The sequence below is a fragment of the Corynebacterium sp. ACRPH genome, from assembly GCF_022347285.1.
GTDB lineage: Bacteria > Actinomycetota > Actinomycetes > Mycobacteriales > Mycobacteriaceae > Corynebacterium.
On the sequence record NZ_JAKRND010000019.1, the window covers coordinates 30,804 to 45,249 of the forward strand.

A 14,446-nucleotide genomic window follows, 5' to 3' on the forward strand; every position below is an offset into this window, starting at 1 on the left:
GTACCTATGAGCCACGAACTGAACTCCACCACCGTTGGCGGCCACGTCCGCGCCGCCGCCGGCACCAACCCCGAGCACGCTTCCACCCGCAAGTTCTGGACGGGACTGTCCCGCAACATCCAAGAACGCATCGCCGACGATTGGGAGCGCACCCGCCAGACCTACAACGCCACCCGCCAGCAGCACTACTTCTCCGCGGAGTTCCTCATGGGCCGCGCGCTGCTGAATAACCTCACCAACCTCGGCCTGGTGGAGGAGGCTCAGGCCGCCTCCCGCGAGCTCGGCCACGAGCTCACCGACGTCCTGGAAGTGGAAAACGATGCCGCCCTGGGCAACGGTGGCCTGGGCCGCCTGGCCGCTTGCTTCCTGGATTCCGCCGTCACCCAGGATTACCCCGTCACCGGCTACGGCATCCTCTACCGCTATGGCCTGTTCCGCCAGTCCTTCGACAACGGCTTCCAGGTCGAGCGCCCGGACCCGTGGCGCGAAGAGGAATACCCCTTCACCATCCGCCGCGCCTCCGACCAGCTGATCGTGCACTTCGACGACATGAAGGTCCGCGCGATCCCCTACGACATGCCCATCACCGGCTACGGCACCCACAACGTGGGCACCCTGCGCCTGTGGAAGGCCGAGCCGTGGGAGGAGTTCGACTACGACGCTTTCAACTCCCAGCACTTCACCGAGGCCATCATCGAGCGCGAGCGCGTCAGCGACATCTGCCGTGTGCTCTACCCGAACGACACAACCTACGAGGGCAAGAAGCTGCGCGTGCGCCAGCAGTACTTCTTCACCTCTGCCTCCCTGCAGGCGATGATCCGCAGCCATCTGGCCCACCACGGGGATCTAAAGAACTTCGCTGACTACCACTCCGTGCAGCTGAACGATACCCACCCGGTGCTGGCCATCCCGGAGCTCATGCGCCTGCTGATGGACGAGCACGGCATGGGCTGGGAGGAAGCCTGGGAGATCGTCTCCAACACCTTCGCCTACACCAACCACACTGTCCTCACCGAAGCCCTGGAGCAGTGGGATCAGCAGATCTTCCAGCAGCTGTTCTGGCGAGTCTGGGAGATCATCGCCGAGATCGACCGTCGCTTCCGCATCGAACGCTCGGCGGAGGGCATTGATGGCGTCACCATCCAAAGAATGGCCCCGATCCAACACGGTGTGGTGCACATGGCGTGGATCGCCTGCTACGCCGCGTACTCCATCAACGGCGTGGCCGCACTGCACACGGAGATCATCAAACGCGATACCCTCGGCGATTGGCACGCGCTGTGGCCAGAGAAGTTCAACAACAAGACCAACGGTGTTACGCCGCGCCGCTGGCTGCGGATGATTAACCCTCGCCTGTCTGCGCTACTTACTCGCCTTTCGGGTGGTGACGCCTGGGTCACCGACCTCGACAATCTCAAGGAACTGCGCAGCTACGCCTCCGACGAGAGCGTCATGCAGGAACTCCGCGAGATCAAGGCTGCCAACAAGCACGACTTTGCCGAGTGGATCGCCGAGCGCCAGGGTGTGGTGATCGACCCGGATTCCATCTTCGACGTGCAGATCAAGCGCCTGCACGAGTACAAGCGCCAGCTGCTGAATGCCCTGTACGTGCTGGACCTGTACTTCCGTATCAAGGAGGACCACCAGCGCGGTTTGCCGCCGCGCACCGTCATCTTCGGTGCGAAGGCCGCGCCGGGATACACGCGGGCGAAGGCCATCATTAAGCTAATCAACGCGATCGCGGATCTGGTGAACAACGATCCGGTGGTTTCCCCGCTGCTGAAGGTCGTGTTCGTGGAGAACTACAACGTCTCCCCCGCCGAGCACATCCTGCCGGCCGCCGATATTTCGGAGCAGATCTCTACCGCGGGTAAGGAAGCCTCGGGTACCTCCAACATGAAGTTCATGATGAACGGCGCACTGACGCTAGGCACCATGGACGGCGCGAACGTAGAGATCGTGGATTCCGTTGGTGAGGAGAACGCCTACATCTTCGGCGCCCGCGAGGAGGAGCTGCCGGAGCTGCGCGCGGACTACAAGCCCTACGAGCTGTACGAATCCGTGCCCGGCCTCAAGCGCGCCTTGGATGCGCTGGATAACGGCACCCTGCACGATGACTACACGGGATGGTTCTACGATCTGAAGCAGTCGCTGATTCACGGCTTCGGCGAGGACGCATCCGATACCTATTACGTGCTGGGCGACTTCGCAGACTACCGCGATGTCCGCGACCGCATGGCCGCTGACTACGCTGCGAACCCACAGGGTTGGGCACAGAAGGCATGGGTGAATATCTGCGAATCGGGACGGTTCTCCTCTGACCGGACGATCCGCGACTACGCCACTGAGGTCTGGAAGCTGCAGCCAACGCCGATCGATGGCGAATAATCATCCGCCTGCACCGGCGCAGGTCGGGGCGTCAAAAGGCGGTGTTAAGGAGGGGCGTTAAGAAAGCGTAAAGAGTCATAAGCATGGGGTGACAACGGTGTTGTTATATTCCCATGCTTTTTGACTTTGTAATGGTTGCAGTAACCTGCGCGCTGTTCGGCGCAATGGGTGCCGCCTTGAAGGCGGTGGATAAGCTATGAGCTGGGAACTGATCGTCGGTGGGGTCCTGGGGATCCTTGCCATCATCTACCTTTTGGTTGCCCTGTTGAACCCGGAGAAGTTCTCATGAGTGGCAGCATCACAGGGTGGATCCCTGTCATCACGGTCATTATTGCCCTAGCAGCGTTCTATGTGCCGCTGGGCAACTACATGGCCACCACGTTCACTGCTAAGAAGCACAATGGCTTCGAACGTGGCTTCTACCGACTCATCGGTGTAAACCCCGACGGCCAGCAGAAGTGGACTCGCTACTGTGCAAGCCTGCTGGCGTTCTCCGCTATCAGCGTCGTGTTCGTCTACCTGTTGCAGCGCGTGCAGCAGTGGCTTCCCCTGAACCACGGTAAGGAACCCGTGCACTGGGACCAGGCGTGGAACACCGCTGTTTCCTTCACGACTAACACCAACTGGCAGTCTTACTCCGGTGAGGAAGCCATGACCATCCTCACCCAGATGGCTGGCCTGGCTGTACAGAACTTCGTTTCCGCCGCGGTAGGCATTACCGTGGCCATCGCACTGATCCGTGGCCTGGCCAACCGCATGGGCAACGGCCAGATCGGCAACTTCTGGGTGGATCTGACCCGTGCTGTGTTCCGCATCCTGCTGCCGATGGCAATCATCGGGGCGATCCTGCTGATCTCCCAGGGTGCGATCCAAAACTTCCACGCCCCGACCACCGTCGAGACGATTACGGGTGGCCAGCAGACCATCCCGGGCGGTGCAGTGGCATCGCAGGAGGTCATTAAGGAGCTGGGCACCAACGGTGGTGGCTACTTCAACGCCAACTCCGCCCACCCGTTCGAGAACCCGAATGCATGGACCAACATGCTGGAGATCTTCCTCATCCTGGTGATCCCGGTCAGCCTGACCCGCACCTTCGGCAAGATGGTGGGCGATACCCGCCAGGGCTGGGCCGTTCTGGCAGCCATGGCTGTGCTGTACTTCTCCTCCCTGGCAGTAGTTATGTCCAGCGAGACCTCCCTGGCCGCATTCCAGGGTGGCGGTATGGAGGGTAAGGAGTACCGCCTGGGCGTGCTGCCTTCCTCCTTCTTCGCGGTCACCACCACGATGACGTCCACAGGCGCTGTGGACTCCTTCCACTCGAGTTACCACCCACTCGCGGGCGGCATGCTGATCCTGGACATGATGCTGGGCGAGATCTCCCCCGGCGGCGTGGGCACCGGCCTTTACGGCATGCTCATGATCGCCCTGCTCAGCGTGTTCGTCGCCGGCCTGATGGTCGGCCGTACCCCGGAGTATCTGGGCAAGCGCATCGGCGTTTCCGAGATCACCAAGGTGAGCCTGTACATCCTGGTTATGCCAACGTTGGTGCTGGCAGGCGTGGGTATTTCCGCCATGCTGCCGGACACCCGCGAGTCAGTTTCTGCCGATGGACCGCACGGCTTTAGCGACATTGTGTACGCCTACACATCGGCCTCCAACAACAACGGTTCCGCATTCGCCGGCTTCGGTGCCGATACCCCGTGGTTCAACATCACCCTGGGTCTGTGCATGTTGCTGGGACGCTTCCTGCCGATCGTGATGGCTCTGGCCTTGGCAGGAGACTTCGCTAAGCAAAAGCCGGCTGCTGAAAACGCCGGTACCCTACCCACCCACCGCCCGCAGTTCGTGGGAGTGATGGTCGGCATCGCCATCATCGTTGGTGCCCTGACCTTCCTGCCCACCCTGGTTCTCGGCCCGTTGACGGAGGCCCTGTCATGACAACCCTCAATGCCCCTTCCCGCTCCACCGCGAAGCGTGCCTCGGCTCCAGCCAAGCACAACAAGAAGAACGAAGGTGCGTTCTCCGCAGCCCAGCTAAAGCAAGCCCTGCCGCTGGCGCTGAAGAAGATGGACCCGCGCCTGCTGTACAAGACACCAGTGATGTTCCTGGTGGAAGTCGGCGCGCTTTTTACCCTCATTTTGGCGATCGCGCACCCCTCACTGTTTACCTGGTCAATCACAGTGTGGCTGTGGCTGACCGTGTTGTTCGCCACTCTGGCCGAAGCCGTTGCCGAAGGCCGCGGTAAGGCACAGGCGGACGCCCTTCGTTCCACTCGCACCCAATCCAATGCACTCAAGTTCGGCGGCTCCGACGTCAACGATCCCCATCTGGCTCGCGCACTGGAGGACTCCGGTGCAGGCATTAAGGACGTCAGCGAGGAAGTCTCCAGCGAGTCCCTCTTGCCAGGCGATATTGTTCTGGTGAGCGCAGGTAACGTGATCCCTGCCGACGGCGACGTCGTTATGGGCGCCGCCAGCGTCGACGAGTCCGCTGTTACCGGCGAATCCGCACCCGTTATCCGTGAATCCGGCGGTGACCGCTCCGCCGTGACCGGTGGTACCCGCGTACTCTCCGATGCCATCGCTATCCGCGTCACCAGCAAGCCGGGCGAGTCCTTTATGGATCGCATGATCGGCCTCGTCGAAGGCGCAGAGCGTAAGAAGACTCCGAACGAACTGGCTCTGGGCACCCTGCTGATCGTGCTGACCATCATCTTCATGATCGTGGTTCTGGCGCTTGCTCCTATGGCTGCTTTCAACGGCGCAGAACAGTCCCCTGTGGTGCTGGTTGCCCTGCTTGTCTGCCTCATCCCCACCACCATCGGTGCGCTGCTATCCGCCATCGGCATCGCAGGTATGGACCGCCTGGTGCAGCACAATGTGCTGGCCATGTCCGGCCGAGCCGTCGAGGCAGCCGGTGACGTTGCCACCCTGCTGTTGGATAAGACCGGCACCATCACCATCGGTGACCGACAGGCCAGCGAGTTCGTGGCCATGGAAGGCATCGACCAGAAAGAGCTCGTATACGCCTGCCAGTTGTCCTCGCTGGCCGACGAAACTCCAGAAGGCCGCTCCATCGTGCAGCTCGCCGAGAAGCAATCTGGATTCGTCATTCCCGAGGAAACCTTCCGCGAGGCCGAGTTCATCCCCTTCACCGCTCAGACCCGCATGAGTGGCATTCAGCTGCCCGCCGGCGCTGGGGAACACACAGAATGGTCCGCCCGCAGCAATGCCACGAGCCGCAAGATCGTTAAGGGTGCTGCGTCCGAGGTTGCCAAGCTCGTCACCAACCTGGGCGGTGACGTCCCGCCTTCCATCACCGACGTCGTCAACGACATCTCCAACAGTGGTGGCACCGCTCTGGTTGTCGCCGAGATCGCCCTGGGTTCCCAGGGTGAGGACCTCACCGGCCGAGTTTTGGGCGTCATTCACCTGAAAGACGTAGTAAAGCCCGGCATGACCGAGCGCTTCGAGCAGCTACGCAAGATGGGCATTCGCACCGTCATGGTCACCGGCGATAATGCGCTGACCGCGAAGGCCATCGCTGCCGAGGCCGGTGTGGACGACGTGCTGGCGGAAGCCACCCCGGAGCAGAAGCTAGAGCTGATCCGCAAGGAACAAGCTAAAGGTCGCCTAGTAGCTATGACCGGCGACGGCACTAACGACGCTCCTGCCCTGGCTCAAGCCGACGTGGGCGTGGCCATGAACACCGGCACCACCGCCGCCAAGGAGGCCGGCAACATGGTGGATCTGGATTCTGACCCGACGAAACTGATCGACGTGGTGGCCATCGGCAAGCAGCTGCTGATTACCCGTGGTGCGCTGACCACCTTCAGTATCGCCAACGATATTGCGAAATACTTCGCCATCATCCCGGCGATGTTTGTCGTTGCCTTCCCAGGCCTGTCCGCGCTGAACGTCATGCGTCTGCACTCCCCCGAGTCCGCGATCCTGTCCGCCGTGATCTTCAACGCGCTGGTGATTATCGCGCTGATCCCGCTGGCCTTGAAGGGCGTGAAGTATCGCGCGGGTTCCGCAGCCTCCCTGCTCTCGCGAAACCTGACCATCTTCGGCCTCGGTGGTGTGATCGTGCCGTTCATCGGCATCAAGATCATCGACCTGATTATCTCCGGAGTCTTCGGACTCTAACCCTGCGGGTCTGCTTTTGCCGGCCCCTTTTGAAAGGAAACACAGTAATCCCATGGCACGCGCAACATCTGGCAATGGCCTGCGTCTGGCCTCTACAACAGTGCGCATTTTCTTCCTGCTCACGCTGATCCTGGGCATCGTTTACCCTGCGTTCATGGTGGGTGTGGGGCGGATTATGCCCGCCAAGGCGGACGGTTCGATGATCACCAATGCGTCAGGCCAGCCCGCCGGTTCCACCCTTATCGCCCAGGAAGTCACAAAGCCGGGCTTCTTCTTCCCGCGTCCTTCTGCTGCGGGAGACAATGGTTATGACGCCATGGCGTCCTCCGCGACCAACCTCTCCCCCTACAGCAAGGAGTACCAGGAGGCTATCGCTAAAAAGCGAGACGAAATCGCCCAGCGCGAAGGAGTCTCGCCTGACGAGGTTCCGGTGGACGCCGTGACTTCTTCCGGTTCTGGCCTGGACCCGCACATCTCCACTGCCTACGCCAAGCTACAGACTCCGCGCGTAGCGAAGGAACGCGGCCTGGACCAGCAGAAAGTGGAGCAGCTGGTATCGGAGGCCACCGAGGGCAACTACACAGGTAGCGCCGACGGTGCGCCGGTGAACGTGGTCAAGCTGAATAAGGCGCTCAGCGAGCTATAGCGCGCTAGGCCCCTTGGCGCGGGCACAAACACGTGCCCGCATTTTCCGGGCGCGGACAGCCTGGCGGTGTAAAACAGGCACTAGCGCTCGGACGCGTGGCGTCCAAAAAAATTTTCGGCGCACGATAAAAACAGGAGTAACGACAATGACTAAGCGTGGCACTTTGAAGGTGTACCTCGGCTTCGCCCCTGGTGTGGGCAAGACGTATGCCATGCTTAGCGAAGCTCACGACCTGTACGACCGCGGGCGGGACGTGCTGATCGGCATCGTGGAAGATCACGGCCGCGAGCGCACCCGAAAGCTCGCCGAGGGGCTGCCGACCCTACCGCGCAGATCGGTTCCCTACCGCGGTGGCCACTACGAGGAGCTGGATCTCGAGGCAGCGCTCGAAGCGCACCCGGAGATCGTCCTGGTTGACGAGTTGGCACACACCGTAGTGGGCGAGAACAACGCTGATAGCAGTCGCCCGGCCGAGGCGATCAAGCGCTGGCACGACGTGTACGCGCTGCTGGATGCTGGCATCGACGTCATCTCCACGATGAACATCCAGCATCTGGAATCCCTCAACGACGTGGTCTCGGCTGTCACCGGTACGCGCCAGCTAGAGACCGTGCCGGACCAGGTGCTTCGGGACGCCGACGAGATCGAGCTGGTGGACCTCTCCCCCGACGCTTTGCGGATCCGTTTGGCCCGCGGTGAGGTCTACCGCCAGCAACAGGCCGAAACCGCGCTGAACAACTACTTTCGCGTAGGCAACCTGACCGCCCTGCGCGAACTGAGTCTGTTGTGGCTGGCCGACAAGGTCGACGAGGGGCTGGCGAAATACCGCGAAGACAAAAAGATCAAGGAAAACTGGCCGACCCGGGAGCGCGTGGTGGTCGCCGTGCGCGGCGATGATGTCTCCGAAGCGCTGATCCGCCGCGGGGCTCGCATCACCCAGCGCGTGGCCGGGCGCGAGATGCTGGTGGTCTACGTCTCCGGCGCCGACGAAGCCTTGGGGGTTGATCTCCCCGAGCGACTGCGGCGCCTACAGGAACTCACCGAATCCCTCGACGGACAATGGCGCGTGATCGAAGGCGATGACATTGCCAACACCCTGCTAGAGTTCGCGCGGACCGTCAACGCCTCACAATTGGTGATCGGCCTGGGCACGCGCATGAGCCGGCTGTTTAGCTCCACTGCCCACAAGATCATCGACGGTTCCGGACGCATCGACGTGCACATCGTTTCTACATCTAGTGTCTCGTCCGACGACGATGCCACGAAGATGTCTAAGAGAGTGCTTCGGAAAGCTTCCCAGTTAATGGGGCTCACCCGGGATCGCGGGACGGGACTGGATACTTCGAAGCAGCTCAGCCCCACGCGCCGCTGGATCGGGTGGTTGCTGGCCGTGCCAGGCCCCATCCTCTTAACGCTCCTCGTGCTGCCGTTCTTCCGCGAAAGCGGGGCCTTGGGTTCCATCCTTTTGGGCTATTTGACGATCGCAGTTTTCGCAGCCCTGGCCGGTGGCTTCGGCCCGGCTATCGTGGCGGTGATCATCGGCTCGGTCATGGCCAACTGGTTCTTTACACACCCCTATCACACCCTCACGGTGACCGAGCCGGCGAACCTGGTGCAGATAGTCCTGTTCTTTGTCATTTCTGCAGCGGTGGCGGTGGTCGTGGATATTGCAGAGAGGCGCCGCGCTATTGCCAACCGGCGCCTCGGCCAGGCCGTTGTGCTCTCCGACTTAGCACGCGGTGCGCTGGACGAAGGCGACGACATCCGCAGTCTGCTTGCTCGCTTGCGGGAAACCTTCAACCTGGAGCGGGTAGACCTGCAGCAGTATTCGAAGGAACGCAAGAAGTGGGTCACGATGGCAACCACCGATCCGGGTGGTATCGGTGTGCCGTGGCCTAGCAAAAAGGCACCGTCGCATGTTGGTGCAGGTGATGGCATGCGCTTCGTCCTCGACGGGCGCGACCTGACCCCTGCCGAGGATGCGATGATCGAAGCTCACGGCGCCCGGATCACCGCGATTTACGACCGCGAGGAGATCGATGCAATGCGCCGGGCAACGGCCGCGCTGGAGGCCGGCAACCGTGTGGGCACCGCTCTGCTCACCGCGGTGTCCCACGACCTGCGCACTCCCCTGGCCGGTATCAAGGCCGCAGTCAGTGCGCTGAACATGGACGACATGGAGTTGGATGAAGAATCCCGATCGCTGCTGATGGAAACCATCGAATCCAGCACCGATCGGCTGGAGACCGTCATCGGCAACCTGCTGGACATGAGCCGCGTGAATTCCAACACCGTCGCCGTGCACCGCGCCAAGGTGCACTACAACACCGTGGTCGACGCAGTTCTGGCGGAGCTGCCCGAGGCAACACAGCACGTCGATTCTTTTATTGACGCCACCGTTCCGCCCGTCTTAGGCGATGCCGGTCTAGTGCAACGCATCATTGCGAACATTGTGGTTAATGCTCGCACCTACGCGCCGAATTCCCGGATCGAACTGCACGCCCAGCAGGTTGCAGCGGGTGCCGACGATCTGGCAGGTGCCGACGATCGGACTGGCGCAGAAACAGGCGCCGTGGAGCTTGCAATTGTCGACCACGGCCCAGGCTTCCCCTCGGAGCACCTTACGGACGTGTTCACCCCCTTCCAGCGCCTCGGCGATCAGTCGGCCAACCACAACGGGCTGGGTTTGGGCTTGGCTGTCGCCCGTGGCTTTGCCGAAGCCATGAACGGATGCCTCGAAGCCCGTAACACCCCAGGTGGAGGCGCCACACTGGTTCTTTCCCTTCCAACGGCAACGGGGGAACTTGAAGACGGTGAAGAACGTGGCGTCCAGAAGAAAGTACAAGGAGAAGCGCCATGAGCGGCGAAAAGATTTTGATGGTCGAAGACGACGTAGCGCTAGCTAACGCGGTGCTAGTAACCCTGCGGGCGCGCGGCTACAACGTGCAGGTGGCGACGACGGCGACGAAGGCGATTCAGGTGGCCTCGAAGTGGCACCCGCAGGCGGTACTGCTGGATCTGGGGCTGCCCGATCTGAGTGGCCTGGAAGTGCTGCGCGCGCTGCGGAATTGGACGGATATTCCGGTGCTGGTGGTTTCTGCACGCCACGACGAATCGGGCAAGATTAACGCACTGGATGAGGGCGCGGACGATTACGTGACCAAGCCATTTTCTGTCGGCGAGCTGCTGGCCCGGCTGCGGGCGGCGCGGCGAAGGACGCCCGGCGCGCCGATTCCGGAGGAGCCCGTGGTGGAGACCTCCGACGGACGCGTAGTGTTTGATCTACCGAACCAGCGGGTGACCGTCGACGGGCAGGACGTGCATCTGACCCCGCGGGAATGGGGCATTGCCGAGCACATGATCCGCCATCGCGGAACTCTGGTGACAAAGGTGGAGCTGCTGCAAGCGGTGTGGGGGCAGGCCTACAAGAAGGAGACGAACTACCTGCGGGTCTATATCTCTCAGCTGAGGTCGAAGCTGGAGGTTGATCCGAGTAACCCACAGTACTTCACGACCGAGACGGGCATCGGTTACCGCCTGGTGCTGTGACGTGGTGCCGCCAGCGCCGGCGAAGGGTCAACCAACACCGCGAATGAGTTCACCTGACGGCCATGTTGCCGTAAACCTGGCGCAAAAAAGAGGTGGAAACATGTGTCTGGTTTTATTCATAATTCGCACATAGATAGGCGCGGCTCTTCATGCAGCTCAACAACTTCAAAAACTCGGTCTCCCAGCGTGCACAGCGTGCTCGGCGCTCCCAGCGCAAGGTCACAGGGATTTCCCTGGCTCTAGCGGTGATTCCCTTCGCCGCAGTCCCCGCAGCGCACGCAACCGTAGGCTCCGAGACCGTGGTCGAATCCACCCTGGGATCTTCCAGTTTCGGCTCCTCGGCTGGGTCTTCTGCTGGGTCTACTGCCGGCTCATCCCTACCTGGTTCCAGCGCACCCGGTTCCAGCGGCCTTGCTGGCTCCTTGCAGCCGGGCAACCCAGGTAACCCAAGCACCCCGGACGCACAGTCCACGTTTGAGCGCACCGCCACCTACCCGGTGTACGAAAACCGTCCCGAGGGCGAGGACAAGTCCGCGGAGACCGTGGCGGAGATCTCCACGGTCTCCAAGGACGGCAAGACGCTAATCCACACGGATGCCCTGGCGCAGCGCATCGGCTTCATCGACATCAGCGACCCGAGCTCTCCGAAGGGCCTGGGCACCCTGGATCTGAAGGCACAGGGGCACGCCAAGGACGAGCCGACCTCTGTGGCCGTGTACGGCGACTACTTGCTGGTGGTAATCGACGAGACGGCCGGGGACTTCGCCAACCCGAAGGGGCGTGTGGACATCGTGCGCATCTCCGACCGCACCCGCGTTTCTTCCATCGACCTGCAGGGGCAGCCGGACTCCATCGCCATCTCCCCCGCTGGCGCGCCGGGTAGCCCCAAGGCCGCCATCGCCATGGAGAACCAGCGCGACGAGGAACTCAACGACGGCAACCTGCCGCAGCTGCCCACCGGCTTTGTGCAGACCATCGACCTGTCCGGGGATGCCAAGGACTGGAAGGCCACCCCGATCCGCTTCGAGGATGACAACGGCAAGCTGCTGAACGTAGTAAAGAAGGCCGGTTTGGATACCCCAGAGGATCTGGAGCCGGAGTACGTCAGCATTAACGGCAAGAACCAGCTGGCCGTCACCCTGCAGGAGAACAACGGTGTGGCCATCATCGACCTGCAGTCCAACCGCATCACCAACGTCTTCAGCGCAGGCAGCGCCGAAGTCAAGGGCGTGGACACCCAGTCCGACAAGATCATCAACCCCACCGACACCCTGCCCGCCTCCCCGCGCGAGCCGGACGCCATCGCCTGGATCGACGATAACCACGTAGCCACCGCCAACGAAGGCGACTGGAAGGGCGGCACCCGCGGCTGGACCGTCTTCGATACGGCCGGCAAGATCGTCTGGGATGCCGGCAACTCCGTGGAGAACCTGGCCATCCGCCACGGCCTGCACAACAACAAGCGCGCCAAGAAGAAGGGCGTGGAGATCGAGGGGATCGCCACCGCCAAGATGAACGGCACCAACTACGCCTTCGTCGGCTCCGAGCGCTCCAACTTCGTTGCCGTGTACAACGTCAACGATCCAGCGAACCCGCAGTTCGTGCAGATGCTGTTCACCACCAACGGCCCGGAGGGAATCCTGCCGATCCCGGAGCGGAACATGCTCGCTGTATCCAGCGAGGTCGACGAGCCGGACAACGCCGTGCGCAGCGCGGTGACGCTATATCGTCTGGGTGGCCAGGAATCCCAGCCCTCCATTGTTTCCGCCGACCAGGGCGATGCGCCGATCGGCTGGGGTGCGCTGGGTGCTCTGACCGCCGATCCGAAGGACGCCAACCGCCTGTACGCGGCCTCCGACTCCGCGTACGCGAACGGCTGGGTTTACACGATCGATGCCTCCAAGCAGCCGGCCGTGATCACCGAACGCCGCGCAGTGAAGCGTGACGGTGCCCCGGCTGAGGATCTGGACATCGAAGGAATTTCCGTGGCTGCCGACGGGGGCTTCTGGATCGCTTCCGAGGGCAAGAAGGGCAAGGATAACCGTCTCTTCCACACCGATAAAGACCTCAACATCACCTCTGCGGTCGAACTACCTGCCGACGTGGCTGAGCACATCGGCAAGTGGGGACTAGAGGGCGTCAGTTCCACAAAGGACGAAAACGGCGTGGAACAGCTCTTCGTCGCCGTGCAGCGACCGCTGTGGAAGGACCCGGAGGCGAAGGACCGCGAGGCGCTAGAAGGCGACAACACCACGCGCATCGGCAAGTACGACACGAAGACCAAGCAGTGGCAGTGGTTCGGCTACGAGCTGGAGAAGTCGGCCGGCAAGGGCGACTGGATGGGTCTGTCGGAGATCACCGCGCTGGACGATAAGCACCTGCTGGTGATCGAGCGCGATAAGCTGAACGGTCCGGATGCGAAGGTCAAGCGCGTAATGAAGGTGACGCTGCCTGAGGGCCGTGCTGAGGGTGCAGCCGCTAGCGCGAACGGTCTCGCGCTGCCGATGGTGAACAAGGAGCTAGCCGTGGACGTGCTGCCGAAGCTACGCGCCACCAATGGCTGGACGCAGGAGAAGCTGGAGGGCTTCACCATCGCGGCGGATGGCCAGATGTACGCGGTGACGGATAATGACGCGCTGGAGGATGCCACCGGCGAGACCGTCTTCCTACGCCTGGGCAAGGTGAAGTAGCGAGGCTCAAAGCCAGCTGGCGGATCGGGGAGCCTTTGTTCCCCGAGGCCGCATGCCGTGCGGCTAAGGCGTCCTTGGCTATTCACCCCACTACTTACCCCTCCCCTGCTACCCCCAATAAATCTGTAGAAAATCAATAACCCCGGTGATGTACGTCTAAAACGCAGGGATCGCTCCGGGGCTTTCAATGCAATCCTAACACTGAAACGTATGCAATCCAACGGCAACGCAGGAAACAACCTGGATAGGTGGTTTTCACCAGAACGGATGAAAACCTACAGTTTCCACTCCGACCCGGAAGCTCTCTACCTTTGGAACACACGCATCACCAAAGCCTTCCTCGAAGATATTCAGCACGTCGAGGTACTGCTCCGTAACTGTGTCGATCTAGCGGTGTCTTCAAAATACGGACATCAGTGGTACACGAATACGGATATCCCGTTCAATGCTCAGGCTAAGAAGTCCATTCGAAAAGCTGAGCGTCGTGCCGGATCCGCCAGGAATACATCACCACCACCAGGTCGAGTTATCGCAGAGCTTAGTTTTGATTTCTGGAGATTTCTTTTTACCAATACCTACTCATCCACCATCTGGCCATTGGTCCAGAAAACTCTACATGCGATTCCCCAGTCAAACTCCACAAAGAGGTCAACTCATATCGGCGTGCCGTCATTACAGGATTTCAGATGCGAAGTCGATGTCATCTATACCTTGCGAAACCGTTGTGCACATCACGAGCCAATAGTTAAACCTAATTTGAAATTCGAAGATACTGCGCTAGATCGAGTGCAGGGCGCCCTGTCTCTTGTCGCTAACTGGATCAATCCGCAAGCAGCACAATGGATAGAATCGAATTCCAGGATTCCGGATTTGCGCCGCACGAGGCCTTAGGCCAGCAAAGCACGCCCGTTACCTTGTGAGTGTCCCCGATAATGGGGATAGTCGCTGGTCCCGGTATGGCTTACCTGCCCTGTAGTTTCCATAATCCGGGGGGGGTGTTGCCGCCGGGTGCCAGGACTTTCGAT

Annotated in this window: 9 protein-coding genes; all 9 read left to right on the forward strand. The window is 61.3% G+C overall.

Features of this window, described 5'->3' with window-relative positions; translation table 11 throughout:
• The first annotated feature begins 6 nt into the window (after positions 1 to 6).
• Entirely contained in the window at positions 7 to 2,388 is a 2,382-nt protein-coding gene (malP, locus tag MHX66_RS09350) for a maltodextrin phosphorylase MalP (protein ID WP_239202502.1), read from the forward strand.
• Between the two features lie 196 nt (positions 2,389 to 2,584).
• On the forward strand, positions 2,585 to 2,677 hold the full coding sequence (kdpF, locus tag MHX66_RS09355; protein ID WP_034992682.1) for a K(+)-transporting ATPase subunit F: 93 nt from the start codon (positions 2,585 to 2,587) through the stop codon (positions 2,675 to 2,677).
• Positions 2,674 to 4,326 carry a potassium-transporting ATPase subunit KdpA gene (kdpA, locus tag MHX66_RS09360; RefSeq protein WP_239202503.1) on the forward strand — a complete coding sequence of 551 codons (1,653 nt, stop codon included), beginning with the start codon at positions 2,674 to 2,676 and terminating at the stop codon, positions 4,324 to 4,326. Before kdpF ends, kdpA begins: the two co-directional genes overlap by 4 nt.
• Positions 4,323 to 6,536 (forward strand): potassium-transporting ATPase subunit KdpB, encoded by a 2,214-nt coding sequence (kdpB, locus tag MHX66_RS09365; RefSeq protein WP_255717360.1) that lies wholly within the window; start codon positions 4,323 to 4,325, stop codon positions 6,534 to 6,536. Before kdpA ends, kdpB begins: the two co-directional genes overlap by 4 nt.
• 52 nt (positions 6,537 to 6,588) lie before the next feature.
• Positions 6,589 to 7,182, forward strand: a complete 594-nt coding sequence (gene kdpC / locus MHX66_RS09370; protein ID WP_239202504.1) for a K(+)-transporting ATPase subunit C — start codon at positions 6,589 to 6,591, stop codon at positions 7,180 to 7,182.
• A gap of 145 nt (positions 7,183 to 7,327) precedes the next feature.
• Positions 7,328 to 10,042, forward strand: a complete 2,715-nt coding sequence (locus MHX66_RS09375; protein WP_239202506.1) for a DUF4118 domain-containing protein — start codon at positions 7,328 to 7,330, stop codon at positions 10,040 to 10,042.
• Positions 10,039 to 10,731 carry a response regulator gene (locus MHX66_RS09380; protein ID WP_239202508.1) on the forward strand — a complete coding sequence of 231 codons (693 nt, stop codon included), beginning with the start codon at positions 10,039 to 10,041 and terminating at the stop codon, positions 10,729 to 10,731. Before MHX66_RS09375 ends, MHX66_RS09380 begins: the two co-directional genes overlap by 4 nt.
• A 149-nt stretch (positions 10,732 to 10,880) precedes the next feature.
• Positions 10,881 to 13,421 (forward strand): esterase-like activity of phytase family protein, encoded by a 2,541-nt coding sequence (locus tag MHX66_RS09385; protein ID WP_239202509.1) that lies wholly within the window; start codon positions 10,881 to 10,883, stop codon positions 13,419 to 13,421.
• A gap of 210 nt (positions 13,422 to 13,631) precedes the next feature.
• Complete coding sequence (locus tag MHX66_RS09390) at positions 13,632 to 14,312, forward strand: Abi family protein (protein ID WP_080722665.1); 681 nt, start codon at positions 13,632 to 13,634, stop codon at positions 14,310 to 14,312.
• The last annotated feature ends 134 nt before the right edge of the window (positions 14,313 to 14,446 follow it).